27 protein-coding genes are annotated in these 24,704 nt (G+C 46.0%); 23 read left to right on the top strand and 4 right to left on the bottom strand.

The window, feature by feature from the left end; translation table 11 throughout:
* Position 1 precedes the first annotated feature (1 nt).
* Together ICE93_RS08810 and ICE93_RS08805 are read right to left on the bottom strand one after the other, a co-directional pair.
* Positions 2 to 730 carry a glutathione binding-like protein gene (locus ICE93_RS08810; RefSeq protein WP_216187406.1) on the bottom strand — a complete coding sequence of 243 codons (729 nt, stop codon included), beginning with the start codon at positions 728 to 730 and terminating at the stop codon, positions 2 to 4.
* Positions 731 to 738: 8 nt separating this feature from the next.
* Positions 739 to 1,935, bottom strand: a complete 1,197-nt coding sequence (locus ICE93_RS08805) for a pyridoxal phosphate-dependent aminotransferase (protein ID WP_216187404.1) — start codon at positions 1,933 to 1,935, stop codon at positions 739 to 741.
* Positions 1,936 to 2,020: 85 nt separating this feature from the next.
* On the opposite strand from ICE93_RS08805, the gene yaaA reads away from it, so the two are divergent.
* On the top strand, positions 2,021 to 2,797 hold the full coding sequence (gene yaaA, locus ICE93_RS08800) for a peroxide stress protein YaaA (protein ID WP_216187402.1): 777 nt from the start codon (positions 2,021 to 2,023) through the stop codon (positions 2,795 to 2,797).
* Entirely contained in the window at positions 2,797 to 4,008 is a 1,212-nt protein-coding gene (locus tag ICE93_RS08795) for a DUF2863 family protein (RefSeq protein WP_216187400.1), read from the top strand. The genes yaaA and ICE93_RS08795 overlap by 1 nt, the downstream gene beginning before the upstream one ends.
* Positions 4,009 to 4,078: 70 nt before the next feature.
* Here the strand turns inward: ICE93_RS08795 and ICE93_RS08790 are convergent, their stop codons facing one another.
* Both ICE93_RS08790 and ICE93_RS08785 read right to left on the bottom strand, forming a co-directional pair.
* Positions 4,079 to 4,453 carry a hypothetical protein gene (locus ICE93_RS08790; RefSeq protein WP_216187398.1) on the bottom strand — a complete coding sequence of 125 codons (375 nt, stop codon included), beginning with the start codon at positions 4,451 to 4,453 and terminating at the stop codon, positions 4,079 to 4,081.
* 13 nt (positions 4,454 to 4,466) lie between these two features.
* Complete coding sequence (locus ICE93_RS08785; RefSeq protein ID WP_216187396.1) at positions 4,467 to 5,456, bottom strand: malate dehydrogenase; 990 nt, start codon at positions 5,454 to 5,456, stop codon at positions 4,467 to 4,469.
* Between the two features lie 167 nt (positions 5,457 to 5,623).
* Between ICE93_RS08785 and ICE93_RS08780 the strand changes: the two genes are divergently transcribed.
* From ICE93_RS08780 to ICE93_RS08680, 21 genes are all read left to right on the top strand, one after another.
* Positions 5,624 to 6,352 (top strand): GntR family transcriptional regulator, encoded by a 729-nt coding sequence (locus ICE93_RS08780; protein WP_370624627.1) that lies wholly within the window; start codon positions 5,624 to 5,626, stop codon positions 6,350 to 6,352.
* A 132-nt stretch (positions 6,353 to 6,484) separates the two neighbouring features.
* A complete protein-coding gene (gene sdhC / locus ICE93_RS08775) occupies positions 6,485 to 6,904 on the top strand; it encodes a succinate dehydrogenase, cytochrome b556 subunit (RefSeq protein ID WP_216187392.1) in 420 nt (139 codons plus the stop codon).
* Positions 6,905 to 6,928: 24 nt separating this feature from the next.
* Positions 6,929 to 7,294 (top strand): succinate dehydrogenase, hydrophobic membrane anchor protein, encoded by a 366-nt coding sequence (gene sdhD, locus ICE93_RS08770; RefSeq protein ID WP_068321349.1) that lies wholly within the window; start codon positions 6,929 to 6,931, stop codon positions 7,292 to 7,294.
* Positions 7,295 to 7,298: 4 nt separating this feature from the next.
* Positions 7,299 to 9,077, top strand: coding sequence for a succinate dehydrogenase flavoprotein subunit (sdhA, locus tag ICE93_RS08765; RefSeq protein ID WP_216187390.1), 1,779 nt, complete (start codon positions 7,299 to 7,301; stop codon positions 9,075 to 9,077).
* Positions 9,078 to 9,094: 17 nt separating this feature from the next.
* Positions 9,095 to 9,799 carry a succinate dehydrogenase iron-sulfur subunit gene (locus ICE93_RS08760; protein ID WP_076023369.1) on the top strand — a complete coding sequence of 235 codons (705 nt, stop codon included), beginning with the start codon at positions 9,095 to 9,097 and terminating at the stop codon, positions 9,797 to 9,799.
* Positions 9,796 to 10,065: a succinate dehydrogenase assembly factor 2 gene (locus tag ICE93_RS08755; protein ID WP_216187388.1), complete on the top strand. Its 270-nt coding sequence runs from the start codon at positions 9,796 to 9,798 to the stop codon at positions 10,063 to 10,065. The genes ICE93_RS08760 and ICE93_RS08755 overlap by 4 nt, the downstream gene beginning before the upstream one ends.
* 82 nt (positions 10,066 to 10,147) lie before the next feature.
* Positions 10,148 to 11,461 carry a citrate synthase gene (gene gltA, locus ICE93_RS08750; protein WP_068321361.1) on the top strand — a complete coding sequence of 438 codons (1,314 nt, stop codon included), beginning with the start codon at positions 10,148 to 10,150 and terminating at the stop codon, positions 11,459 to 11,461.
* Positions 11,462 to 11,478: 17 nt separating this feature from the next.
* Complete coding sequence (leuC, locus tag ICE93_RS08745) at positions 11,479 to 12,888, top strand: 3-isopropylmalate dehydratase large subunit (protein WP_216187386.1); 1,410 nt, start codon at positions 11,479 to 11,481, stop codon at positions 12,886 to 12,888.
* A 12-nt stretch (positions 12,889 to 12,900) separates the two neighbouring features.
* The gene (locus ICE93_RS08740; protein WP_216187384.1) at positions 12,901 to 13,107 is read left to right on the top strand and encodes a hypothetical protein; all 207 of its coding nucleotides are present in this window, start codon (positions 12,901 to 12,903) and stop codon (positions 13,105 to 13,107) included.
* 32 nt (positions 13,108 to 13,139) lie between these two features.
* Positions 13,140 to 13,787, top strand: coding sequence for a 3-isopropylmalate dehydratase small subunit (gene leuD / locus ICE93_RS08735; protein WP_216187382.1), 648 nt, complete (start codon positions 13,140 to 13,142; stop codon positions 13,785 to 13,787).
* 23 nt (positions 13,788 to 13,810) lie between these two features.
* Positions 13,811 to 14,881, top strand: coding sequence for a 3-isopropylmalate dehydrogenase (gene leuB / locus ICE93_RS08730; protein WP_216187380.1), 1,071 nt, complete (start codon positions 13,811 to 13,813; stop codon positions 14,879 to 14,881).
* Positions 14,882 to 14,939: 58 nt separating this feature from the next.
* The gene (gene asd, locus ICE93_RS08725; RefSeq protein ID WP_216187377.1) at positions 14,940 to 16,097 is read left to right on the top strand and encodes an aspartate-semialdehyde dehydrogenase; all 1,158 of its coding nucleotides are present in this window, start codon (positions 14,940 to 14,942) and stop codon (positions 16,095 to 16,097) included.
* A gap of 10 nt (positions 16,098 to 16,107) precedes the next feature.
* Positions 16,108 to 17,505, top strand: coding sequence for a FimV/HubP family polar landmark protein (locus ICE93_RS08720; protein WP_216187376.1), 1,398 nt, complete (start codon positions 16,108 to 16,110; stop codon positions 17,503 to 17,505).
* 1 nt (position 17,506) lies between these two features.
* On the top strand, positions 17,507 to 18,337 hold the full coding sequence (gene truA / locus ICE93_RS08715; protein WP_216187374.1) for a tRNA pseudouridine(38-40) synthase TruA: 831 nt from the start codon (positions 17,507 to 17,509) through the stop codon (positions 18,335 to 18,337).
* A 35-nt stretch (positions 18,338 to 18,372) separates the two neighbouring features.
* The gene (locus tag ICE93_RS08710) at positions 18,373 to 19,050 is read left to right on the top strand and encodes a phosphoribosylanthranilate isomerase (protein WP_216187372.1); all 678 of its coding nucleotides are present in this window, start codon (positions 18,373 to 18,375) and stop codon (positions 19,048 to 19,050) included.
* A 30-nt stretch (positions 19,051 to 19,080) separates the two neighbouring features.
* Entirely contained in the window at positions 19,081 to 20,274 is a 1,194-nt protein-coding gene (gene trpB / locus ICE93_RS08705; RefSeq protein ID WP_216187370.1) for a tryptophan synthase subunit beta, read from the top strand.
* Between the two features lie 34 nt (positions 20,275 to 20,308).
* Positions 20,309 to 21,106 (top strand): tryptophan synthase subunit alpha, encoded by a 798-nt coding sequence (gene trpA, locus ICE93_RS08700; protein WP_216187368.1) that lies wholly within the window; start codon positions 20,309 to 20,311, stop codon positions 21,104 to 21,106.
* Between the two features lie 6 nt (positions 21,107 to 21,112).
* Complete coding sequence (gene accD, locus ICE93_RS08695) at positions 21,113 to 22,000, top strand: acetyl-CoA carboxylase, carboxyltransferase subunit beta (protein ID WP_216187366.1); 888 nt, start codon at positions 21,113 to 21,115, stop codon at positions 21,998 to 22,000.
* A gap of 4 nt (positions 22,001 to 22,004) precedes the next feature.
* A complete protein-coding gene (gene folC, locus ICE93_RS08690; protein WP_216187364.1) occupies positions 22,005 to 23,330 on the top strand; it encodes a bifunctional tetrahydrofolate synthase/dihydrofolate synthase in 1,326 nt (441 codons plus the stop codon).
* A gap of 3 nt (positions 23,331 to 23,333) precedes the next feature.
* The gene (locus tag ICE93_RS08685) at positions 23,334 to 24,137 is read left to right on the top strand and encodes an SPOR domain-containing protein (RefSeq protein ID WP_216187362.1); all 804 of its coding nucleotides are present in this window, start codon (positions 23,334 to 23,336) and stop codon (positions 24,135 to 24,137) included.
* Positions 24,137 to 24,703 (top strand): CvpA family protein, encoded by a 567-nt coding sequence (locus tag ICE93_RS08680; RefSeq protein WP_216187360.1) that lies wholly within the window; start codon positions 24,137 to 24,139, stop codon positions 24,701 to 24,703. The genes ICE93_RS08685 and ICE93_RS08680 overlap by 1 nt, the downstream gene beginning before the upstream one ends.
* Position 24,704: the final 1 nt, after the last annotated feature.

Raw genomic sequence — 24,704 nt, 5'->3', positions numbered from 1 at the left:
CTTATTTCCTCTTTTGATACTGCGTTGAACCAAACAACTGCTCTCTAGCCTTGGCATCGTGCAAAGGCTTACGTAATGCTGTTAATACATCGCAACCACGCTTAACTGCGGGCCGTGCACCAACCTTTTCAAACCATCGTTTGAAATGTGGAAACTCATTGATATCGATGCCTTGATTTTTCCAATTACGCGTCCATGGATAAATCGCAATATCGGCAATCGAATACGTTTTCCCTGCTACATAGGGATTATCTTTCAGTTGACTATCCAACACCCCGTAGATTCGTTTGGCTTCATTGGTATAGCGATTGATCGCATATTCAATTTTCTCAGGTGCATACAGGCGGAAATGGTGGTTTTGCCCAAGCATAGGGCCAAGACCGCCCATTTGGAACATGAGCCATTGCAGTACTTCATACTTTCCACGGTTGTCTTGCGGTAAGAATTTGCCGGTCTTCCCGGCCAAGTAGAGCAGAATCGCGCCTGACTCAAATAGGCTAATTGGTTTGCCGTCTGGCCCATTGGGATCGATGATTGCTGGGATCTTATTGTTGGGGCTAATCTTTAAAAAATCAGGGGCAAATTGATCTCCTGCGCCAATATCAATGGGGTGAGCGATCCAATCTTTTCCTAATCGAAAGCCGCATTCTTCTAGCATGATGTGCACTTTGTGACCATTTGGAGTGGGCCAGCTGTATACATCAATTACGGTTGATTTTTTATTTGCCATGATGTCCTTTAGATTCTTTCTAAACGTTGTAAGGCACTCGTGAGTGTTTGATCTTGCTTCGCAAAACAAAAACGAATGACGCCAGATTCGGTCGCTTGCTCATAAAAAGCAGACACTGGGATAGCCGCTACCCCAATCTCCGTTGTCAGCCATTTGCAAAAGTCAGCCTCATTCAGTTTTGCCTGAGGAATATCTAACGCTGAGTAATCTACGCACTGAAAATAAGTGCCTGGAGCGGGCAGTAATTTAAATTTGGTCATACCAAGTCCTGCTCTGAAAAAATCACGCTTAGCTTGGTAAAAGGCGGGGAGATTTAAATAATGTTCAGCGTCGGCAAGATAGGTCGCTAGACCGTATTGCATGGGCGTGTTCACAGTAAATACATTGAACTGATGAACCTTGCGAAACTCCTTAGTTAGCGAGGGTGGTGCGGCTACATAACCTACTTTCCAGCCGGTGACGTGATAGGTCTTGCCAAAGCTAGAAATCAGAAAGCATCTGGCAGCAAGCTCTGAATGGGATGCAACACTGTGGTGTTGCGCTCCGTCGTAAACCATATGCTCGTAGACCTCATCGCTCAAAATCAATGCCGAAGTATTGCGAACTAAATTCGCGAGACTATCTAGATCATTTTTGCTCCAAATCATCCCAGTAGGATTATGCGGAGTATTAATAATGATCAAGCGGGTTTTGGAATGGATTGCCTTAGTTAATGCATCCCATGGGATTTCATAGGAGGCCACTTGCCCATGCTCATCACGAATCACTTGTAAGGAAATAGTAATCGTTTTGCCGCCAGCTAATTCGATGGCAGGACGGTAGCTGTCATAAGCTGGTTCAATGATGATGACCTCGTCGCCCGGACTAACGCAAGCGAGTACGGCTGTCAGGATGCCTTGTGTGCCTCCTGCAGTGATAGTGATTTCTGTATCGGCATCGTAGTGATGGCCGTATAGGTTTTGAATCTTTTGACTGATACCATTACGTAGCTCTGCAATGCCAATCATTGGAGGATATTGATTGCGGTCAGCCAACATGGCCTCATTTACTTCAGCAATCAATTTTCTATCGCAGAGAAAATCTGGAAAACCTTGACCTAAATTAATGGCTTTGTGCTCAGCAGCTAAAGCGGACATTACCGTAAAGATCGTGGTCCCCACTTTTGGCAGGCGACTGGGAAAAGAGGGGGTCTCTAGTGGGTTCATGGAGGCGCAGGGTGGTGTTCAGTCGTTTAGAGCGGATATAGCCGGTAGTCGCTAGAATGGTAAAAATACATTAACAAATTGTGCCATGCTGATCGTCCTTTCGCCTGCTAAATCCCTGGATTACAAGACCCCAGTCAAGGTCAAGGCGCCAACTTTGCCTGAGTTTGTCTCTGAATCAGCCAAGTTAATTGCCGACCTGAAGAAATTGGCACCTCAAGATGTTGCCAAACTGATGGGCTTATCCGATCAATTGGCCACATTGAATGTTGGACGTTATCGAGATTGGTCCAAGAAATTCACCGAAGAGAACAGCAAGCCAGCAATCTATGCTTTTGATGGCGATGTTTATGACGGATTTGATGTCAAAAGCCTGGATGCTAAGTCTGTTCAATTTGCCCAAGACCATATTCGGATTTTGTCTGGCCTTTATGGTGCTTTGAAGCCTCTGGACCTAATGCAGCCATATCGCTTAGAGATGGGAACTGCATTTAAGAACGCCAGAGGCAAGGATCTTTATGCCTTTTGGGGTGGCAGAGTTACTGATGCCATCAAAAAGGTTTTAGAAAAACAAAAGAAGCCTGTGCTACTCAATTTGGCTTCTGAAGAGTATTTCAAGGTGCTTCAACCTAAGGAGTTGGATTGCCCAGTGATTGCTCCTGTATTTCAGGATGCTAAGGATGGTAAGTACAAGATCATTTCTTTTTATGCCAAGCGGGCTCGCGGTCTAATGGCGCGCTATGTGGTTGAGAATCGCATTACCGATCCAGCAGATTTAAAAGGCTTCAACTTGGACGGGTATAAATACCATGCCGCAGAATCTAAAGTAGATAAGCCTGTATTCAGAAGGGCAGAAAGAAAATAATGGCTGTTCATCGCACCAAAGCATCACAGCGCAATTCTCCTGAGGTGGAGAAATTAGTGGCAGATGCTATTTCTCTGGCTGCATCTGGAAGTCAGGTTGAAGACCGTTTTTGGGAAGAGCGTCTGAATGCGCGCTTGATGCGCTTGCTAAAAAGCCAAAATCAAAATGTGATTGATGCTGCTCTAGATCAAACCTTCCGTATTAATACAGTAGCTTTTGAGGTGCTCGCTGATATCGCTGAAACCTTGGCAGAATCCTTAAGGATTGAGCATGAAGGTCAGCAGTGGGATGTGTTGTTATTGGCAATGCCTATCGTTGCTCACACGCGTTATCAGATCCCATCTGGCCCTTTGCCAGTCAGCATCATTGAGTCTACAGCTCATGCTTTGCATGGTGCCATCGCCTCAACGGACACGCGCTTGGCGATCGTTCCTTGGTTGTATAGCATTGATCAAATGCCTCACTCGCATTGTCAAACTCGTATCCTCACTGAGTCATTAGCAAGTGCAGCTATCTCAGGAAAGGATGTGAAGCTCGAGTTGCGTGATATGTCTGAAACCATTGCTGTATTGGCTGATCCTCGTTTCATTATTGCGGCCTTAAGTGCGCCTGTTGGCTCCCCAATATTTCGTTGGCAGGCTGAGCCTCCAGCGCGTCAAGAGCGCGGTGTGAGTTTGATTGGTTGGCAAAATGCTATGCAAGAACCAATAGCTTCTTTGTTGCCTGGCTGTGAGTTCGAGCTTCTCCTACCTGAGGCGTATTTCACAAACTGCCGCTTGGCAGACAAGCATGTGCGACCTTTAAGCATTCGTGCAGCAGTGAACTTTCTCGAGAGTACTCTCGGCATTCTCCCTGCTGGCTTGTCTTGCGTTGTTGGTGCATTTGGTGAAGAGCAGGCTGATGAGTACCGGATTTCATTCAGTGCAAAAGGCTCTTCGGAAGTCATCTATGGCGTGATCTGGCCGCTCTATGATCGTGAGAGTGTGGCTAGTGATGCTTTAAATGATTTATCGGATGATGAGAGTCCGATCAAGAAAATTTGTGATGCTTTGCATGATGCTGGAGTAGAAGATGTCTTCCGCCATGCCATGCTATTTGATCCAGAGCTTTGTGACGACTGTGGTGCACCTTTATTTCCGGATCGTTCTGGTGAAGCGGTGCATGCAGAAATGCCGGACGATGCGCCTTCACAGCAGCCCTTGTTTCACTAGAAAAATAAGAAACTAAGCATTAAAAAAGCCGAGGAATCCCCGGCTTTTTTAATTAATGCAATGTGAGAAATTAATTCTGCACAAATGGTTCTGCACCAGCAAACAAGTGTGGCAGCTTACCGGATTTCATATCTGCTGTTTGGCAGAAATCGGCAAGACGCACGCCTGCTTTGATGTTAAACAACATTGCTTTGTTACCTAGCACTACAAGATCGTAACCGGAGTTCATGTTCTTGTAACGCAAGCTGCCTGGCAATGAAGTTTGGCGCTCTAAATCATAAGATTTAGATTCCCAAGTTAAGCGAACTTTTTCAGTAGAGCCAGTAGTTTTGAACTGCTTGCTTTCTTGACAAGTCCATGTAATTACTTCTTCACTAGCGCTAGCATTCACGGCGCCTAAAAGGCTTGCAAGTACTGCGCTAATGGCGAGAAGATTTTTTTTCATGTGCAAATTTTCCTTATGAGAGCAGGTGCTTAACGCCAGCTTGCTCTTCAAGTAATTCATTCAAGGTGTGTGTCATGCGCTCACGGGAGAACTCATCGATCTCTAAACCTTCGATCATTTTGTATTCGCCGTTTTCGCATATTACTGGGAAGCCGTAAATCACTTCGGCAGGAATGCCATATTCGCCCTTAGAAGGAATACCCATAGTTACCCACTTGCCGTTTGTACCGAGTACCCAGTCATGAATGTGATCAATTGCTGCGTTCGCTGCAGAGGCTGCAGAAGAAAGGCCGCGAGCTTCAATGATGGCTGCACCACGTTTACCAACAGTGGGAATAAACACATCTTTGTTCCATGCTGCATCGTTGATAGAGTCTTTAACTGACTTGCCATCAATGGTTGCAAAGCGATAGTCTGGATACATTGTTGGGCTATGGTTACCCCAAACAACTAATTTCTCAATATCAGCAACAGGCTTGTTTAACTTGTTAGCTAATTGTGAGAGAGCACGGTTGTGGTCGAGACGTAACATTGCTGTGAAGTTTTTCGCAGGAATATCTGGGGCAGATTTCATAGCGATGTAAGCGTTAGTGTTTGCTGGGTTGCCAACAACCAATACTTTTACAGTCTTCTTGGCAACAGCATTCAATGCTTTGCCTTGGGCTGTGAAAATTTGTGCGTTAGCGGAGAGTAGATCCTTACGCTCCATGCCAGGACCGCGTGGACGTGCGCCAACTAAAAGGGCAACGTCGATATCTTTGAATGCTGTCATTGGATCTGAGTGAGCTGTCATGCCAGCCAAGAGTGGGAATGCACAGTCTTCCAGCTCCATCATTACGCCAGTTAAGGCTTTTTGTGCTTTTTCATCAGGAATCTCAAGCAATTGCAAGATTACGGGCTGATCTTTGCCCAAAAGGTCGCCATTGGCGATACGGAATAAAAGGGAATATCCGATTTGACCGGCTGCACCGGTTACGGCGACACGCATTGGGGCTTTTGCCATTACTAATCACTCCAGAAGAAGGTTAAGAGGGTTAAATTACGAAAACTTTTCTATTATCCATTCAAGTGTAGGGACTTTAGCTTTACACTGTCAATGATGTCTTATATAAGACTAGAATTACCTTGAATTTTATCCAATTGACGTAGTCTGGAGTTAATTTGTCTGATGTGACTTTGCCTGTTGCCTCATTTAGCCCTCTGTACGAACAGATTAAGGCGATGATTTTGGCTAGCTTGCAAGCCTCTGAATGGCTTCCAGGAGAGGCTATTCCCAGTGAGATGGAGTTGGCAGCCCGCTATGCAGTAAGTCAGGGAACGGTTCGCAAGGCAATTGATGAGCTTGCCGCCCAAAACCTCCTAGTTCGTCGCCAAGGGAAGGGCACTTTTGTCGCCACCCACCAAGAAGATGACTGGCAATACCGTTTTTTACGTTTAGCCCCAGATTCTGGCGAGAAATTTCACCTGACCAATCAGTTTCTGTCCTGCGAAAACACTCAAGCAAGCCCTTATGTGGCCAATTTGCTTAAATTAAAAGCAGGCGACCCCATCATTCATATCGACCGGGTGCAAAGCTTTGCTGGCAAACCCATTGTTTTTGAAGAGATTTTTCTTCCTGGCGCGCGCTTTAAGGGTTTAGATTTAGAGGCGCTCAATGCTTGGCATGGACCGGTATATGCCTTTTATGAGGGGCAGTACGCAACCCACATGGTGCGAGCAGAGGAAAAGATAAAGGCTGTAGCTGCTGATGAGACTTTGGCAAAGCACCTGCATTTAGCGCAGGGCGCGCCACTCCTTTCTGTTGAGCGGGTGGCGTTTACCTACGGGAATAAACCAGTAGAAATTCGTCACGCTAGATACGACACTTCAGAGCAGCATTACGAGAACAAATTGAACTAAACAAATCAGTAAAAACCAGTAATTAACCCCTTTAAACGCCAAAAAATCCCCACCACCCCTAAGGTTTCCAATAGAATATGTTGCGATACAACAAAACCACACTGAACCTCCACCTAAAGATAGAGATTACCCATGGTTGATTCACAGCAAAACGTAAAAAAAGATAGACCGGTTTACCGCAATATTGGTCTTGCCCAGTTGATTAAATACCGCCTTCCTTGGGCGGGTAAAGTGTCAATTCTTCATCGCATCAGCGGTGCAGCATTGTTCCTCTTATTGCCATTTATCCTGTATCTCTTCGATCAGAGCGTTGCCTCTGAGTTGAGCTATCAAAAATTCCAGGCTTTTACCGGAAACATATTGGTAAAAATTATTTGCCTCGGTTTGATCTGGTGTTTTTTACATCACTTTTGTGCTGGTATCCGCTACCTCTTGCTCGATTTAGAAATCGGCGTAGAGAAGTCTGAAGCTAGTCGTTCGGCCATCGTTGTTCTTGTTGTTGGTCTAGCTTTGACTGCAGTAGTTGGTCTCAAAATGTTCGGCTTGTACTAAGCGCTAATCATTTAAGGAAATCTCATGCCTATTTATCAAATCGGACCAAAGCGCTTAGTTGTCGGCGCGCATTACGGCCTTAAAGAATGGATCATCCAGCGCGTAACTGCGATTGTGATGGTGGTATTTACGATTGTTTTGTTAGTTGACTACTGCATCACTGGCAGCGCCTCCTACGAGGGCTGGTCTGGCTTGTTCAGCGGCCAAGTAATGAAGTTGTTAACACTCTTGGCTTTCATCAGCTTGTTCTATCACGCTTGGATTGGCGTGCGTGACATCTGGATGGATTACATCAAGCCCGTCAGCATTCGTTTGACACTTCAAGTGTTGACCGTTTTGTATCTCGTAGCCTGTGCGGCCTATGCCGTTCAAATTTTGTGGAAAGTGTAATTCGATGACTGCAATTAAAAAATCATTGCCACGCCGCCGTTTTGACGCGGTGATTGTTGGAGCGGGTGGTTCAGGTATGCGCGCATCATTGCAGTTGGCTGAAGCTGGCTTGAATGTTGCTGTTCTAACAAAAGTTTTCCCAACACGTTCACACACTGTTGCCGCACAAGGTGGTATCGGTGCTTCATTGGGCAACATGAGCGAAGACAATTGGCACTATCACTTTTATGACACCATCAAGGGTTCTGACTGGTTAGGTGACCAAGACGTTATCGAATTTATGTGTCGCGAAGCTCCAAAAGTTGTTTATGAGCTAGAGCACTTTGGTATGCCGTTTGACCGTAATCCAGATGGTACGATTTATCAGCGCCCATTCGGTGGCCACACAGCAAACTATGGCGAGAAGCCAGTGCAACGTGCTTGCGCTGCTGCTGACCGTACTGGCCATGCAATGTTGCACACTTTGTATCAGCGTAACGTCCGCGCAAAAACCAATTTCTTCGTTGAATGGTTGGCGCTCGATTTGATTCGTGACGATGACGGTGATGTTGTTGGTGTAACTGCTCTCGAAATGGAAACCGGCCAGGTTTACATCCTGGAAGCCAAAGTTGTGATGTTGGCTACCGGTGGTGCTGGTCGTATTTGGGATGCATCTACTAACGCATTTATTAATACCGGTGACGGCATGGGCTTAGCGGCTCGCGCTGGCATTCCATTGGAAGATATGGAGTTCTGGCAATTCCACCCAACTGGCGTAGCTGGTGCAGGTGTGTTGTTGACAGAAGGTTGCCGTGGTGAGGGCGGCATCTTGCGTAACAAAGATGGTGAGCGTTTCATGGAACGTTATGCGCCAACACTGAAAGATTTAGCTCCACGCGATTTCGTATCTCGCTCAATGGACCAAGAAATCAAAGAAGGGCGCGGTTGCGGTCCTAAAGGTGATTATGTTGTGCTCGATTTGACACATATTGGTGCCGATACGATCATGAAGCGTTTACCTTCTGTTTATGAAATTGGTATCAACTTTGCTAACGTTGACGTTACTAAAGAGCCAATTCCTGTTGTGCCTACGATTCACTATCAGATGGGCGGTATTCCTACCAACATCAATGGTCAAGTGGTTGTACCTGCAAATGGTATTCACAATGAAATCGTCAATGGCTTGTATGCTATTGGTGAGTGTTCATGTGTTTCTGTGCACGGTGCGAATCGCTTGGGTACAAACTCATTACTTGACCTCTTGGTATTCGGTCGTGCTGCTGGTAACCACATTGTTGGCCTTGATCTCAAGAATCGCGAATTCAAGCCATTGCCTGCTAATGCTGGTGAGCAAACATTGGAGCGTATTGCGAAGTTGGATAACTCGACTTCTGGTGAGTATGCGCAAGATGTTGCAAACGATATTCGCAAGTGCATGCAGAAATACGCAGGCGTATTCCGCAATCAAGAGTTGATGGACGAAGGTGTTCGTCAAATGGCTAAATTGACTGAGCGCGCTAAGCACTTATGGGTTAAAGACAAGTCCGAGATTTTCAATACAGCACGTATTGAGGCGCTGGAAGTGGCTAACTTGGTTGAGACTGCAAACGCAACCATGACTTCTGCGGCAGCTCGCAAAGAAAGTCGTGGTGCTCACTCACATGACGATCATCCGCATCGTGATGATGAGAACTGGATGAAGCATACCCTTTGGTACAGCGAGGGCAATAAGCTTACTTACAAACCTGTTATTTTGAAGCCTTTAACTGTTGAGTCCTTCCCTCCAAAAGAACGTACTTTCTAAGCGAAGAGAAATAGAAAATGAGTGATATCCGTATATTCGAAATTTACCGCTACGATCCAGATGTTGATGCAGCTCCACGCATGCAACGCTATGAGTTAGAACTCACTGGTGAACGTATGTTGTTGGATGCTTTGATTTCTTTGAAGAAGCAAGACGAAACCATTTCTTATCGTCGCTCATGCCGTGAAGGCGTGTGCGGTTCAGATGCAATGAACATCAACGGTAAAAACGGCTTGGCTTGCTTGACCAATATGTTGACTTTGCCTAAGGTCATCACATTACGGCCATTGCCTGGCTTGCCAGTCGTACGTGATTTGATCGTCGACATGACTTTGTTCTTCAAGCAATACTTGTCTATCAAGCCTTACTTGGTAAATGACAATCCGCCTCCTGAAAAAGAGCGTCTCCAGAGTCCTGAAGAGCGTGAAGAGTTAAATGGCTTGTACGAGTGCATCTTGTGCGCATCTTGCTCAACATCATGCCCATCATTCTGGTGGAATCCAGATAAGTTTGTTGGCCCAGCTGGCTTGTTGCAGGCATATCGCTTTATTGCCGATAGCCGTGATGAAGAAACTGCGCAGCGTTTAGATAACTTAGAAGATCCATATCGCTTGTTCCGTTGCCATACCATCATGAATTGCGTGGACGTATGTCCTAAGCACTTGAATCCAACTAAGGCAATTGGCAAGATCAAGGAGTTGATGGTTCGTAGGGCAGTATGACCCTCGGAAATGCAGAGTTATATCGTTTAAAAAGTGATGCTCGCAGGGGCTTGCTAGAGAATGATTTAATTCTGCAACGTTTCTTTGAGCGCTATGGCACTCAGTTAAGCGTTGAAGATGGAAAAGTATTAACCCAGCTATTGGCTCTGGATGACAACGACTTAATGGATTTATTGATTGGTCGTAAAGATTCTGTAGAAGGCTTGGAGAAAGAGGTGCAAACAGACTCTTTCAAACTGGTTTTACAAAGACTGAGAGAGAAGTAATTCAGCCTTTTGGTGCAGTAAGCGTATAAATGCATGAATGAATAGTGTATTAATCATAATTTTGAATGACTAAGGATTAGAAATGATTGAATCGGACATCAAAGCAAAACTCTCGTTTTCGGATGGAACACCAGATATTGATCTGCCAATTTACAAAGGGACAGTAGGCCCTGACGTAATTGACATTCGTAAGCTCTATGGTCAGACCGGTAAGTTCACTTACGATTCAGGCTTTCTGTCTACTGCATCTTGCAATAGCAAAATTACCTATATTGATGGCGACAAGGGCGAGTTGCTCTATCGCGGTTACCCAATTGAAGATTTAGCAAATAACTGTGACTTCTTAGAAGTTTGCTACCTCTTAATCAATGGCGAACTGCCAAACGCTACTGAGAAAAAAGCATTTGATGAAATGGTCATGCACCACACTATGGTTCATGAGCAAATGCAATTCTTCTTGCGTGGCTTCCGTCGTGATGCACATCCAATGTCCGTCTTGACTGGATTGGTTGGTGCAATGGCTGCTTTCTACCATGATGAGATTGATTACAGCGATCCGCATGCACGTGAAGTTGCTCAAATTCGCTTGATTGCAAAGATGCCTACATTAGTAGCGATGGCTTACAAGTACTCCGTAGGACAGCCATTTATCTATCCAGATAACTCTTTGTCATATACAGCAAACTTTATGCGCATGATGTTCGCAACACCATGTGAAGAGTACAAAGTGAACCCAGTATTGGTTCGCGCTTTGGATCGCATCTTCACATTGCATGCTGACCACGAACAAAATGCTTCTACTTCTACAGTGCGTTTGTGCGGTTCTTCAGGCACAAATCCATTTGCAGCTATTTCTGCTGGTATTGCTTGTCTCTGGGGTCCAGCGCATGGCGGTGCAAATGAAGCTTGCTTGCAGATGTTGAATGAAATTCAAGCTCAGGGTGGCGTGGATAAGATTCATGAATTTATCGCTCAAGTAAAAGACAAGAACTCTAGTGTTCGCTTGATGGGCTTCGGTCACCGTGTTTACAAAAACTTTGACCCACGCGCTAAATTAATGCGTGAGACTTGCTACGAAGTATTGAATGAATTGGGCTTGCAAGATGACCCATTGTTCAAGTTGGCAATGACACTTGAGAAGATTGCATTGGAAGATGACTACTTCGTAAGTCGTAAGCTCTATCCAAACGTAGACTTCTACTCAGGAATCGTTCAACGCGCTTTAGGCATTCCAACAGAAATGTTTACTTGTATTTTTGCCTTGGCAAGAACTGTAGGCTGGATTGCTCAGTGGGAAGAAATGATTACTGATCCTGAGTACAAGATTGGTCGTCCACGTCAGTTGTATGTTGGTGAAACAGCACGTAAGGTTCCAAACATTACAGTTCGTAAATAAGGTTTTTAAGGTCACTCATGTCTCGTACGCTTTATGACAAATTGTGGGATGACCACGTTGTTTACTCTGAAGAGGATGGCACAGCCACGATTTATATTGATCGTCAGTTGCTTCACGAGGTAACCAGTCCTCAGGCATTTGAAGGTTTAAATTTAGCTGGTCGTCCTGTTTGGCGCATCTCCGCCAATCTCGCAGTATCTGATCACAACGTTCCGACAACGGATCGCTCTGAAGGTATTACTGATCCAATTTCTAAGTTACAAGTAGATACCTTGGATCAGAACTGCGATGCCTTTGGTATTACCCAATACAAAATGAACGATACCCGTCAAGGGATTGTTCACGTGATAGGACCGGAGCAGGGTGCCACCTTGCCTGGAATGACAGTTGTTTGCGGTGATTCTCATACAAGTACTCATGGTGCATTTGGTGCCTTGGCATTTGGTATCGGCACCTCTGAAGTTGAACATGTACTGGCAACTCAAACCTTGTTGATGAAAAAGAGCAAGAACATGTTGGTAAAAGTAGATGGCCGTTTACAGCCTGGCTCTACCGCTAAAGATATTGTTCTTGCCGTTATCGGTAAGATTGGTACAGCTGGTGGCACTGGTTACACCATTGAATTTGCTGGCGAAGCAATTCGCGATCTTTCGATGGAAGGGCGCATGACTTTATGCAATATGGCAATTGAAGCTGGCGCACGTGCTGGTTTAGTTGCTGTAGATGAAACAACTATTGAGTACATTCAAGGTCGTCCATATGCGCCTAAAGGCCCTGCAATGTTGCAAGCATTGCAGTATTGGAGAACTTTGCACTCTGATCCAGATGCGAAATTTGATGCTGTAGTTGAATTGCGCGCTGAAGAAATTGCTCCACAAGTTACCTGGGGAACATCTCCAGAAATGGTACTCGCAATTAGCGATCGCGTTCCTGATCCAGAAAAGGAGCGTGATCCGAACAAGCGCTCTGCCATGGAGCGTGCTCTGCAGTACATGGACCTTAATCCAAATACCCCAATCAGCAGCATCTCTGTTGATAAAGTATTTATTGGATCTTGTACCAATAGTCGTATTGAAGATATCCGTGCTGCCGCAAAAGTAGTAGATCGTATAGGTAAAAAAGTTTCACCTAATGTCAAGTTGGCTTTAGTGGTTCCTGGCTCTGGTTTGGTTAAAGCTCAGGCAGAACGCGAAGGTTTGGATCGTATTTTCAAAGCTGCTGGTTTTGAATGGCGTGAGCCAGGATGCTCTATGTGTTTGGCAATGAACGCTGATCGCTTGGAGCCAGGCGAGCGTTGTGCCTCAACTTCTAATCGTAACTTTGAAGGTCGCCAGGGTAATGGTGGTCGCACTCATTTAGTAAGTCCTGCCATGGCAGCCGCTGCTGCAATTGAAGGTCACTTTGTTGACGTTCGCAAGATTTCATAAGGAAACTAATCGATGAAATTTTCTTCACTCTCTTTAATTTCCAGATTAGCCATTGTTGGTATTGCTGGCTTAGTGATTTCAGCCTGCAGCAGCACAATGGAAGGCATGGGCAAAGATTTGCAGAACATGGGAACTTCCATGGGGGGATCGAGCAATACACAACAAGGCAATCAATCTCAAACAAAGGGTAAGGACGTTGTCGTTACTCCTGTGAAGTAAATAACTAGAGTAAATAGAGCAAAAGTCGAATCATGGAAAAATTTACGGTATACAAAGGTTTAGTTGCTCCACTTAATCGCGAGAACGTAGATACCGATGCCATTATTCCAAAGCAATTTTTAAAGTCTATTAAAAAGACTGGTTTTGGGCAAAACCTCTTTGATGAATGGCGCTATTTAGACCATGGTGAGCCTGGTCAAGATTGCAGCACTCGTCCAATTAATCCAGACTTTGTTCTCAATCATCCACGCTATAAGGGCGCAGGTATTCTGCTGGCCCGCAAGAACTTTGGTTGCGGCAGTTCCCGTGAACATGCGCCATGGGCACTAGAGCAATATGGCTTTAGAGCGGTTATTGCCCCCAGCTTTGCAGATATTTTTTATAACAACTGCTTCAAAAATGGCGTTTTACCCATTGTTTTGACAGAAATGCAGGTTGATCACCTTTTTAATGAAACCATGGCTTTCAATGGTTATCAGTTGACGATTGATCTAGAGGCTCAGCAGGTCATTACCCCTGATGGCACCGCTTATAGCTTCGATGTTGCCCCCTTCAGGAAGTATTGCCTCCTCAATGGCTTAGACGATATTGGCTTAACTCTGCGACATGCAGATAAAATTAAGGCTTATGAAGCCGAGCGCATTCTTAAGATGCCTTGGCTTGCGACACAATTGCCGTAATTTCGTTGATTTAAAGGCCTTTCATGAAAATTGCAGTTCTACCGGGCGATGGTATCGGCCCGGAAATCGTTGCTCAAGCCGTTCGAGTACTCTTAGCCCTTGGCCCCAAGTTTGATTTAGAAGAGGCCCCAGTCGGTGGAGCTGCCTATGACGTTGCTGGTCATCCTTTGCCACCAGCAACACTTGAGTTGGCTAAAAAAGCCGATGCTATTTTGTTTGGTGCGGTAGGTGATTGGAAATACGACACCCTTGCTCGCGAACTGCGTCCTGAACAAGCGATCCTGGGTTTGCGAAAAAATTTAGAGTTGTTTGCAAACTTTAGGCCAGCTATTTGCTATCCAGAATTGACTGCTGCATCAAGTCTTAAACCGGAAATTATTGGCGGTTTAGATATTTTGATTGTGCGTGAACTGAATGGCGATATTTATTTTGGTCAGCCACGTGGCATTCGTACTTCAGAGTTACCTTTGTTTAAAGGGGCTCGTGAAGGCTTTGACACTATGCACTATAGCGAGCCAGAAGTAGAGCGTATTGGACACGTTGCTTTTCAAGCTGCACGTAAGCGTGGCAAGAAAGTATGTAGCGTTGATAAGGCGAACGTATTGGAAACTTCACAACTTTGGCGTGAAGTAATGATTCGTATTTCAAAAGAGTATCCAGACGTTGAGTTATCACATATGTATGTTGATAACGCTGCAATGCAGCTAGTTAAAGCACCTAAGGCGTTTGACGTGGTAGTCACCGGTAATTTGTTTGGTGATATTCTGTCTGACGAAGCAGCTATGTTGACTGGCTCGATTGGTATGCTACCTTCTGCATCATTGGATAAGAACAACAAGGGTTTATATGAGCCAAGTCATGGCTCTGCACCGGATATTGCTGGTAAAGGTATTGCCAATCCATTGGCAACGATTTTGTCTGCCGCTATGATGTTGCGCTACTCCTTGGGAATGCCTGCTGAGGCGGACCGAATTGAAAAGGCAGTTCAGAAAGTATTAGCGCAAGGATTGCGTACGGCTGATATTTATACTGAAGGTACGAAAAAAGTATCCACCATTGAAATGGGTGATGCCGTTGTTGCAGCACTTGCATAAGCAATAAAACAAACAAAAAAACCTAAACAGAACTCAAATTCACTAGATAGTTAACATAATGGCAAATACAAATACACCTTTGGTTGGTTTAGTTGGCTGGCGCGGTATGGTTGGTAGCGTTCTCATGGAGAGAATGTTGGCTGAGAAGGATTTTGATCTGATCGAGCCAGTATTTTTTAGTACCAGCCAAGCGGGTGGTGAAGTGCCGCTCCTTAATGGTAAAAAAGTTACCAAGAGCGAAAGTACTCTACAAGATGCTAACGACATCAAGGCATTATCACGTTGCGACATCATCTTGACATGTCAGGGTGGCGACTACACCAACGACATCTTCCCTAAACTACGCGCTGCAGGGTGGAATGGTCATTGGATTGATGCTGCTAGTGCGCTGCGCATGAAAGATGACGCTGTATTAGTTTTGGATCCAGTGAATCGCCCAGTGATCGATAAAGCTTTGGCTGCAGGCGGCAAGAATTGGATTGGTGCTAATTGCACCGTGAGTTTGATGATGATGGCAATGGGTGGCCTGGTGAAGGCTGATATGGTTGAGTGGATCAGCGCCATGACTTACCAAGCGGCCTCTGGTGCTGGTGCACAGAATATGCGCGAATTGCTCTTGCAAATGGGTGCATTACGTGACAGCGTAGCTACTGAGTTGGCTGACCCATCTTCATGGATTTTAGATATTGATCGCAAAGTTACTGAGACCTTGCGCTCTGCTAATTTTCCGAAGAAAAATTTCCGCAATACTGCATTAGCAGGTAGTTTGATTCCATGGATTGATGTGCCCGTTGAAAACGGTCAAACTAAAGAAGAGTGGAAGGGTGGTGCTGAGTTCAATAAGATCTTGGGTCGTCCAGCATTCCGTACGCCAGGCAGTATTCCAATTGATGGTCTATGTGTGCGTGTTGGTGCGATGCGCTGCCACTCACAAGGCCTGACTGTAAAACTCAAAAAAGATATTCCACTCACAGAGATTGAGGCAATTTTGGCTGCGGATAATCAGTGGGTCAAAGTGGTTCCAAATGATCGTGAAACAACTGAGCGTGATTTATCTCCTGCAGCTATCAGTGGCACATTGACTGTGCCTATCGGTCGTTTGCATAAGATGGCAATGGGTCCAGAGTATTTGGGTGCATTCACTGTTGGCGACCAACTCCTGTGGGGTGCTGCTGAGCCATTGCGTCGTATGCTTCGCATTTTGCTCGAAAAGTAATCTGAATTTGATGCTACGTCTTAGCCAATTACGCTTTTTAAAGCTCCTTTGCTTTGTTTGGCTAAGCTGGTCTTACCACGTCGCTGCAATCTCGTTAGGCGCGCCGCAACTCCAGTCTCGCCCAGGTGAACCATTACGAGTAGAAATTCCTATTCGGGTGGGAGCGGACGAGCAAGGTGCTTTATCGAGTCTGAATGTGGTGATGCCGAATAAGGCTGGATATGAGCGCCTCGGAATCTCTCAAAAGATACTGCAGTTAAATCCACAGGCGATGGTCTATCGCAATCGTCAAGAGCAGTTAATGGTGCTTGTTGAAACAGTTGACTCTGTTCCCATGACAGATGATCCATTCCTGGATGTATTGGTCAATCTCAATTGGTCGAGCGGAAGTATTACTAAGACATTTACGTTATTACTGGGTGATGTACAAAAAATCACTGTAAAGCCAGGTCAAACCTTATCTGAGATTGCTGCCACTATTGCGCCTCAACTAGAGGGTGCTACCCTTGATCAAACCATAATGGCTTTGTATAAAGCCAATCCGGATGCCTTTGCTAGCGGCAGTATTAATCGCTTGGCTGCTGGCGCTGAGTTAACTAAGCCAAGTCAGGCCTTGTTGGGCTCAATCAGTCCTGCAGAAGCAAATCAATTTGTTGCCGACGCTAATGAAGAGTGGCGTGCGGAGCATGATGGTAAGGGTGCTAATTTAGGCGCTGGAACAAATGCCGCCAAGTCGGTGGAGGTAGCGCCAAAAGATCGTTTAAAGATTGGTTCAAGCGCTGAGGGTAATGAGGAAGAGCGTCGCTACACTGAAGAGTTGGTCGCTCAAGAGAAGATGCTTGAGCAAACTAAAGCCCGTGTCGCTGAATTGGAAAAGAATATTGCCGATTTGCAAAGGCTCTTGGGTAAATCAAAAGAGAAGAAGGTGATAGATAGTAATTTTGGTTTAGGTGGCTTTGGCTCAGCTATTTTGGCTATTAGTTTAATTGCTCTAACCGGTCTGCTTCTGTGGGGCTTAGCTCGTAATGCGCGTCGTTCAGAGACATCAGTTATTTATGCGCATGCCCATCAAGCAAGTAAAGAAGAAAATCAGCAAGATGAGAAGCCTGCTGCAGGATCTGCTTCTGAAATGCCAGCTCGCACTAAAGCATTGTTTGAGGGGATTGATCTTGATCTTTCAAAGCCTGCAAAAGCGACGCCATCAGTTACAGCAGTCCCGGCTTCTGATCCTCTAGCAGATACCTTGCGCGTCAAACTCAATTTGGCACGCGCTTACATCACGATTGAAGATTTTTCTGCCGCTAAAAAGTCTTTGGATGAGGTGCTCCGAATGAGCAATTCGGTTGACCCTGCAATTACCATTGAAGCACAGGGCTTGTTGGCAGAAATCTCGCATCGCAACACCTAATATGCGTATAGCCCTTGGCCTTCAGTATGACGGCAGCCCATATTCTGGTTGGCAAACTCAGGTCAATCACAACACCGTACAAGACGAATTAGAAAAAGCAATCACTGCTTTTGTTGGTGAGCAGGCGAGTGCAGAATATCCCATCAATACCATCACCGCAGGTAGAACTGATGCTGGAGTTCATGCTCTTGGGCAGGTAGTGCACTTTGATACCAATGTCGAGCGCGAAGATTTTTCTTGGGTGAGGGGTGTGAACTCCTTCTTGCCCCCGTCAATTGTGGTGAACTGGGCTAAGCCAGTTTCCGATGAATTTAGCGCTCGTTTCTCGGCGTATGAGCGCGAATATATCTACGCATTACAGGCCGGGCCTTGTCGTTCACCCATGTCTCATTCACGTGCAGGATATTTAATGTTGCCACCAGGTCATTGGCTTGATGCAGAGGCAATGAAGAAATCTGTTGAATGTTTGATTGGTGAGCATGACTTCAGTTCATTTCGCTCGTCTGAATGTCAGAGTAAAACCCCAGTAAAAACGATTTACTCCATAGAGATTATTTCTGAGCAACCTTGGGTATATTTTCGGATTCGTGGAAATGCCTTTTTGCATCATATGATCCGCAACATTGTTGGATGCTTCTTGCAAATCGGGCAAGGCAGACAAAAGCCAGAATGGATGACAGAAGTGTTGGCGGCCAAGAATCGGCAAATTGCCGCTCCAACCTTTATGGCCGATGGTCTGTACTTGGCTAAAATTACTTATCCCGAAGAATTTGCCATTCCTCAGCCATGGCTGGAAAACTCCTGGCTACCCGCCAAGGTTATCGGGAAGTAGGGGAAATAATAGGCCCCAGGCCTTATCATTCATTTATGGGTTTACTGACATATTCTCCCGGCCGAACCAGGGTCAAAATCTGCGGTTTAAAGACATCTGCTGATATTGATGCAGCCGTTGCCGCAGGTGTGGATGCAGTTGGCTTCGTTTTTTACCCTCCAAGTGTTCGGGCTGTAAGCCCCAATATCGCCGCCCAGCTCATTTCTAGGCTTCCAGCAGGGGTGGATGCCGTTGGATTGGTTGTAAACGCTACAGATGAGCAATTTGCAGCTATTCGAGCTAATGCCTCAATCACATTATGGCAGTTTCATGGGGATGAGACCCCTGAGCGCTGCGCCCAGCTTGCTGCAGGCGAGCCCTGGATGAAGGCTGCCCGAGTAGGAACAGGCTTTGCATTTGATGATTTTTCCCTACAATATGGCCATGCAAACGCTTTTCTGCTGGATGCCCTCGTTGAGGGGTATGGGGGCGGAGGCGTTCCTTTTGATTGGCAGGGAATACCGGAGACATGGGCAAGCGAAAACGCGCCTCGGGTCGTTTTGAGTGGTGGATTGAACGCGCACAACGTGGGCGAGGCGATTGCACGCCTGCATCCTTGCGCAGTTGACGTCAGCAGTGGCGTAGAAATCAGCAGGGGTGTCAAAGATCCTGCGCTCATGGCTCAATTTATTCAAGCAGTACGCGCAGCAGATGCGAAACCATCATCCCAATAATTTGCTGTAAATAAATCAAAAGAGGTAGTTATGTACGATAAGCCAGATGCACGAGGACACTTTGGTCCCTATGGTGGCGTATTTGTTTCTGAGACATTGATGTATGCATTGGATGAGCTCAAGGAAGCCTATGCAAAATATCAAAACGATCCAGATTTTATTGAAGAGTTTCATTACGAACTCAAGCACTTTGTAGGCAGACCATCGCCGGTATATCACGCTAAGCGTTGGAGTGAAATGCTCGGTGGCGCGCAGATCTATCTTAAGCGTGAAGATTTAAATCACACTGGTGCGCACAAGATTAATAACGTGATTGGCCAGGCGATGTTGGCTAAGCGTATGGGTAAGCCCCGCATCATTGCTGAGACTGGAGCAGGGCAGCATGGCGTTGCCACGGCCACTATCTGCGCCCGCTTTGGCTTGGACTGCACGGTATATCAAGGTTCTGTTGACGTAGCGCGCCAAGCGCAAAACGTATTTCGCATGAAGTTGCTCGGCGCCAAAGTCGTTCCAGTGGAATCCGGTACTAAGACTTTAAAAGATGCGCTTAACGAAGCAATGCGCGATTGGGTGACTAACGTAGACAACACTTTCTACATAATTGGAACTGTTGCAGGACCACATCCTTATCCAATGATGGTGAGAGATTTCCAAAGCGTGATTGGTGAAGAGTGCAAAGTGCAAATGCCAGAGATGACTGGTCGTCAACCAGACTTCGTTCTTGCTTGTGTTGGCGGTGGCTCAAATGCGATGGGTATTTTCTACCCTTATATTGATTACCCAGAAGTAAAGCTGGTTGGTGTTGAGGCAGCGGGTCATGGTTTAGGTAGTGGCTTGCATTCTGCAGCGCTATGCGTAGGTAAGCCAGGTGTATTGCATGGTAATCGCACTTATTTATTGCAAGATGAAAATGGTCAGATTTCTGAAACCCATTCCGTATCTGCTGGCATGGACTACCCAGGAGTAGGTCCTGAGCACGCTTGGTTAAAAGATTCTGGTCGCGCAGACTATGTGGCAATTACTGACGAAGAAGCATTGCAAGCATTCCATGACTGTTGCCGTATTGAAGGCATCATTCCTGCGCTTGAGTCCTCCCACGCTATAGCTTATGCCTGCAAGCTGGCTAAGACTTTGCCAAAAGACAAAACGATCTTGGTGAACCTATCTGGTCGTGGTGATAAAGATATGCATACCGTTGCTCAGGCAACTGGCTCCGAAGGCTAAAAAGAAAAAACAAAAATAGAAAAATAAAATAGCTATGTCAAAAATTACTGCGCTCTTTAAGGATCTAAAAGCAACGGGTAAAAAAGGATTAATTCCTTTTATTACTGCTGGCGATCCAGACCCTAAGCAAACTGTTGAACTCATGCATGCATTAGTACGCGGTGGTTCAAGCGTGATTGAGTTAGGTGTGCCATTTTCAGATCCAATGGCTGATGGCCCTGTTATTCAAAGATCATCAGAGCGTGCATTAACGCATGGTGTCACTTTGCATAGTTGCTTAGAGATGGTGAAAGAGTTTCGTAAGAAAGACGCCAATACACCGGTAGTGTTGATGGGTTACGCAAATCCAGTTGAGCAAATGGGGGCAGAGCGTTTTGCGACTGAAGCAAAAGCTGCTGGCGTTGATGGTGTTCTAGTGGTTGATTACCCACCAGAAGAGTGCGTTGATTTTGCTGCTCGTATGCGCATTGCTGGCATTGACCCGATTTTCTTATTGGCACCTACTTCATCCCATGAGCGTATTAAAGAGGCTGCCAAAATAGCTTCTGGTTATATCTATTACGTTTCTATGCGCGGTGTTACAGGGGCGTCGCACCTCAATACCCAGGACGTAGCAAGCATCATCCCGAAAATCCGCGAAGAAACCGATATTCCAATCGCTGTAGGCTTCGGAATTAGCGATGCCGCTAGCGCCAAAGCTGTGTCGGCTAGTGCTGATGCCGTGGTGATTGGCAGTCGAATTATTCGCCTTTTAGAGGATGCACCCCCTGGCCAGGCGGTACAATCACTGGAAACCTTCATTCGTGAGATTCGCGACGCATTGGATAGTTAAAAACTAATGAGCTGGATAGATAAATTACTCCCACCCCAAATTCAACACACTGATCCTGCGAATCGCAAGTCAGTTCCTGAGGGATTGTGGGTTAAGTGCCCTGGTTGCGAAACCGTTCTTTACAGCACTGATATCGAAGCTAATTTATCAGTTTGTCCGAAATGCAGTCACCACATGCGCATCGGTGCACGTCTACGCTTAGATAGTCTTTTAGATGAAAAAGGTCGCTATGAAATTGGTGCCGATATTTATCCAACTGATCCACTGAAGTTTAAAGACTCCAAAAAATATCCAGATCGCATTAAAGAAGCAAACGATGCTTCTGGTGAGTCTGAGGCTCTGATTGTGATGGGCGGCAAGATTGAAACGATTCCTGTAGTTGCTGCATGTTTTGAATTCCAGTACATGGGCGGCTCAATGGGTTCTGTAGTTGGAGAGCGTTTTGCCCGCGGTGTACAAGAAGCGATTAATAAGAAGTGTGCATTTATTTGTGTAACTGCCACTGGCGGCGCACGTATGCAAGAGAGTTTGTTATCTCTATTTCAAATGGCTAAGACCAACTCTATGTTGACATTGTTGGCTAAAAAAGGCTTGCCATACATCAGCGTTCTTACAGATCCAACCATGGGTGGCATCTCTGCGAGCTTTGCCTTTATGGGTGATGTTGTGATGGCTGAGCCTAAAGCCTTGATTGGTTTTGCTGGTCCTCGTGTGATTGAGCAAACTGTGCGTGAGAAATTGCCAGAGGGATTCCAGCGTTCAGAATTCTTGCTGCAAAAGGGTGGTATTGACATGATTGTTGATCGTCGTCAGATGCGCGGTGAAATTGCCCGTTTGCTTGCTTTGCTGCAAAAACTTCCTGAGCCTGCAATAGCGGGTAGCGCCGCCGTTTAAGCGCTTGAGCTCAGCACACCAAGCCCCCATTTTATTTTCTAGCCTAGAGGCTTGGCTTAGCCACCTCGAAACTGCTCACCCTGTCGGCATCGACATGGGGCTTGAGCGCATCAATCGTGTGAAGACCGCATTGGATTTGCATTTTGATTGCCCAGTGATTACTGTTGCTGGCACCAATGGCAAAGGATCTACTTGTGCTTTCTTGGAAAGTATTCTGCTGGCTTCCGGTTATCGCGTTGGTTGCCATACTTCACCGCACTTACTGCAATTTAATGAGCGTGCTCGTATCGGTGGCGAGGATGTCAAAGACAATATCTTGCTTGAGCATTTTGCTGCTGTAGAAAAAGCACGAGTTAGTTTAGTTGATGCTCCAACTCTGACCTATTTTGAGTTCACGACTTTGGCCATCATGCATCTGTTTTCTAAATCGAATCTAGATGCCGTTGTATTGGAAGTTGGCATGGGCGGACGTTTAGATGCAGTCAATATTGTTGATGCCGATTGCGCCATCGTGACTAGTGTTGATATTGATCATGCGGATTTCTTAGGCGGTACACGCGAAGCGATTGGTTTAGAGAAAGCGGGTATATTCCGTCCAGGTCATATTGCTGTATGTGGTGACCCCGTACCACCACAAACACTCATCGATCATGCTGAAAAGCTAGGTTGTGATCTTTGGTTGCAGGGCCGTGATTACAACTTCCAGGGTGATAAGCAGCAGTGGGGTTGGGCAGGGCGTAATAAGCGCTTTAGTGGCCTTGGTTATCCAGCGCTGCGTGGTGCCAATCAGATTCTCAACGCATCGGCTGTAATTGCTGCCTTAATGGCACTACATCAACGTTTGCCTGTAAGTGCTCAGGACATCCGCAATGGCTTTGCCTTAGTGGAGCTGCCTGGTCGCTTTCAAGTCCTTCCTGGGCAGCCCACAGTCGTTTTGGATGTGGCTCACAACCCCCATGCTGCAGCTACCTTAGCTCAGGGTTTGGATAAGATGGGATATCACCCATATACCTATGCCATTTTTGGGGCAATGGCTGACAAAGATATCGAAGGGGTCATTAAACCCCTTCTGAATATCGTAGATTTCTGGTTTTGTACAGATTTACCAACAGCTAGGGCGGCTTCAGGGCAGTTCCTTGCTCAGAAGCTTGAAAGTATGGGTGTAAAGCCTAAAAATGGGTCGGATGGCGGTATCGAAATCTTTGAAAATCCCGCTTTAGCGTATCAAAAAGCGCTATCTCAGGCTGGTGAGGGTGATAGAATTGTCACCTTCGGATCCTTCTATACCGTTGCAGGCGTAATGACTTACCGAAACAACCAGGCCCACTGATCCATGATTCGTTTATCAAGCTTTTTTAAGCGAAAACCCCAGTCTGATGAACTTGAATTTGATTCAAGGGGTGGTCGCACCGCCACAAGAGCGGCACCGCGTAGTTTTCAGCGTGCGGCAGAAGCTGAAGAGTTGGCCCTAACCGAAGATCCAGAACAGCAAAGAGCGCGTCATCGTCTTATAGGCGCAGCAGTATTGGTCCTAATTGCAGTGGTTGGTCTGCCTCGTATTTTGGATAGCAAGCCAAAGTTGGCCCCAAACGATATCGCTGTAAATATCGTAACCAGCTTGCCTATCCCAGGTACCGAGACCAAGTCTGAAGAAAACCCAAAAGTAGAGGTACCTGCTCAGGTCGCTAAAGATATGCCCAAAGTTGTACCTGCGCCTGAGGTAAAGTCAGAAGTAAAACCGGACACCAAGGTCGAAGTTAAACCAGCAGTTCCCACTGCAAATAAATCTGGCGCTTTAGGTTTGGTGGCCGGCGAAGAGGTGGTTGCTGCCAGCGCCCCCAAGGTAGATAAATCTAAAACAGATGACACAAGCAAGCCTGCCACCTCAAATGGTTCAGGTAAGTACGTTATTCAGATTGGCGCCTTTGCATCGGAGGAGCGCGCCAAAGGCTGGATTGCAAAATTGAAAGATCAAAAGATTCCGAACTATGTCTTAAATAAGACTGGTACTGATGGGACTAAGTTGTATGTATTGCGCGCAGGACCATACACTGATAAAGAAGCCGCCGAAGCAGCCGAAAAGAAAATTAAGGCGATGGGTCTGTCACCAAGACTCGTCGAATCCGGTAAACAGTAATGGAATACTTATCCACCCTCAAGCTAACATCGGTGGATTACTTCACCCTAGTTGTGCTCCTGGTATCAGCTTTGGTCGGCATCTCGCGTGGCTTATTTAAAGAGGTGCTTGCTTTAGCCTCTTGGTTTGCTGCGGCTTGGGTTGCTTATCACTACAGTAATTACCTTTCTACTGAATGGCTCTCTACGTTTCATTTGGATGAGTTGCTCAGTTTAGGTGTGAGCTTCATCATTCTGTTTATATTGACCCTCATCATCTGCGGCTTGTTTGGTGGGGTAGTGCAAAGAATTATTCTTTCAGTTGGCTTGAGCTTGACTGACCGCTTCTTGGGTTTGATATTTGGCGTGATTCGTGGTGGCTTGATCGTTGTTGTGCTTGCTACCTTGGCTGCGCTTACTCCTATTCCGCAAAGCATGGCCTGGAAGAATGCCATTACCAGACCAGCAATTGATATGGCAACCGGTTTAATTAAAGGTTGGCTCCCAACTGACTGGGCAAAGCAATTAGGTGATGCCATGCCTAAAGTAACCCCTACCATTACTCCTAAATTAACAATAGGAATCTAGA

It is taken from the genome of Polynucleobacter sp. MWH-HuK1 (assembly GCF_018881815.1).
Lineage (GTDB): Bacteria > Pseudomonadota > Gammaproteobacteria > Burkholderiales > Burkholderiaceae > Polynucleobacter.
Note: the sequence above shows the minus strand (reverse complement) of the source record. Positions and strands in the feature narration are given on the sequence as shown.

Coding starts and splice junctions, on each gene's coding strand:
- ICE93_RS08810 (WP_216187406.1), bottom strand. CDS start 730: ATGGCAAATAAAAAATCAACCGTAATTGATGTATACAGCTGGCCCACT.
- ICE93_RS08805 (WP_216187404.1), bottom strand. CDS start 1,935: ATGAACCCACTAGAGACCCCCTCTTTTCCCAGTCGCCTGCCAAAAGTG.
- yaaA (WP_216187402.1), top strand. CDS start 2,021: ATGCTGATCGTCCTTTCGCCTGCTAAATCCCTGGATTACAAGACCCCA.
- ICE93_RS08795 (WP_216187400.1), top strand. CDS start 2,797: ATGGCTGTTCATCGCACCAAAGCATCACAGCGCAATTCTCCTGAGGTG.
- ICE93_RS08790 (WP_216187398.1), bottom strand. CDS start 4,453: ATGAAAAAAAATCTTCTCGCCATTAGCGCAGTACTTGCAAGCCTTTTA.
- ICE93_RS08785 (WP_216187396.1), bottom strand. CDS start 5,456: ATGGCAAAAGCCCCAATGCGTGTCGCCGTAACCGGTGCAGCCGGTCAA.
- sdhC (WP_216187392.1), top strand. CDS start 6,485: ATGGTTGATTCACAGCAAAACGTAAAAAAAGATAGACCGGTTTACCGC.
- sdhD (WP_068321349.1), top strand. CDS start 6,929: ATGCCTATTTATCAAATCGGACCAAAGCGCTTAGTTGTCGGCGCGCAT.
- sdhA (WP_216187390.1), top strand. CDS start 7,299: ATGACTGCAATTAAAAAATCATTGCCACGCCGCCGTTTTGACGCGGTG.
- ICE93_RS08760 (WP_076023369.1), top strand. CDS start 9,095: ATGAGTGATATCCGTATATTCGAAATTTACCGCTACGATCCAGATGTT.
- ICE93_RS08755 (WP_216187388.1), top strand. CDS start 9,796: ATGACCCTCGGAAATGCAGAGTTATATCGTTTAAAAAGTGATGCTCGC.
- gltA (WP_068321361.1), top strand. CDS start 10,148: ATGATTGAATCGGACATCAAAGCAAAACTCTCGTTTTCGGATGGAACA.
- leuC (WP_216187386.1), top strand. CDS start 11,479: ATGTCTCGTACGCTTTATGACAAATTGTGGGATGACCACGTTGTTTAC.
- ICE93_RS08740 (WP_216187384.1), top strand. CDS start 12,901: ATGAAATTTTCTTCACTCTCTTTAATTTCCAGATTAGCCATTGTTGGT.
- leuD (WP_216187382.1), top strand. CDS start 13,140: ATGGAAAAATTTACGGTATACAAAGGTTTAGTTGCTCCACTTAATCGC.
- leuB (WP_216187380.1), top strand. CDS start 13,811: ATGAAAATTGCAGTTCTACCGGGCGATGGTATCGGCCCGGAAATCGTT.
- asd (WP_216187377.1), top strand. CDS start 14,940: ATGGCAAATACAAATACACCTTTGGTTGGTTTAGTTGGCTGGCGCGGT.
- ICE93_RS08720 (WP_216187376.1), top strand. CDS start 16,108: ATGCTACGTCTTAGCCAATTACGCTTTTTAAAGCTCCTTTGCTTTGTT.
- truA (WP_216187374.1), top strand. CDS start 17,507: ATGCGTATAGCCCTTGGCCTTCAGTATGACGGCAGCCCATATTCTGGT.
- ICE93_RS08710 (WP_216187372.1), top strand. CDS start 18,373: ATGGGTTTACTGACATATTCTCCCGGCCGAACCAGGGTCAAAATCTGC.
- trpB (WP_216187370.1), top strand. CDS start 19,081: ATGTACGATAAGCCAGATGCACGAGGACACTTTGGTCCCTATGGTGGC.
- trpA (WP_216187368.1), top strand. CDS start 20,309: ATGTCAAAAATTACTGCGCTCTTTAAGGATCTAAAAGCAACGGGTAAA.
- accD (WP_216187366.1), top strand. CDS start 21,113: ATGAGCTGGATAGATAAATTACTCCCACCCCAAATTCAACACACTGAT.
- ICE93_RS08685 (WP_216187362.1), top strand. CDS start 23,334: ATGATTCGTTTATCAAGCTTTTTTAAGCGAAAACCCCAGTCTGATGAA.
- ICE93_RS08680 (WP_216187360.1), top strand. CDS start 24,137: ATGGAATACTTATCCACCCTCAAGCTAACATCGGTGGATTACTTCACC.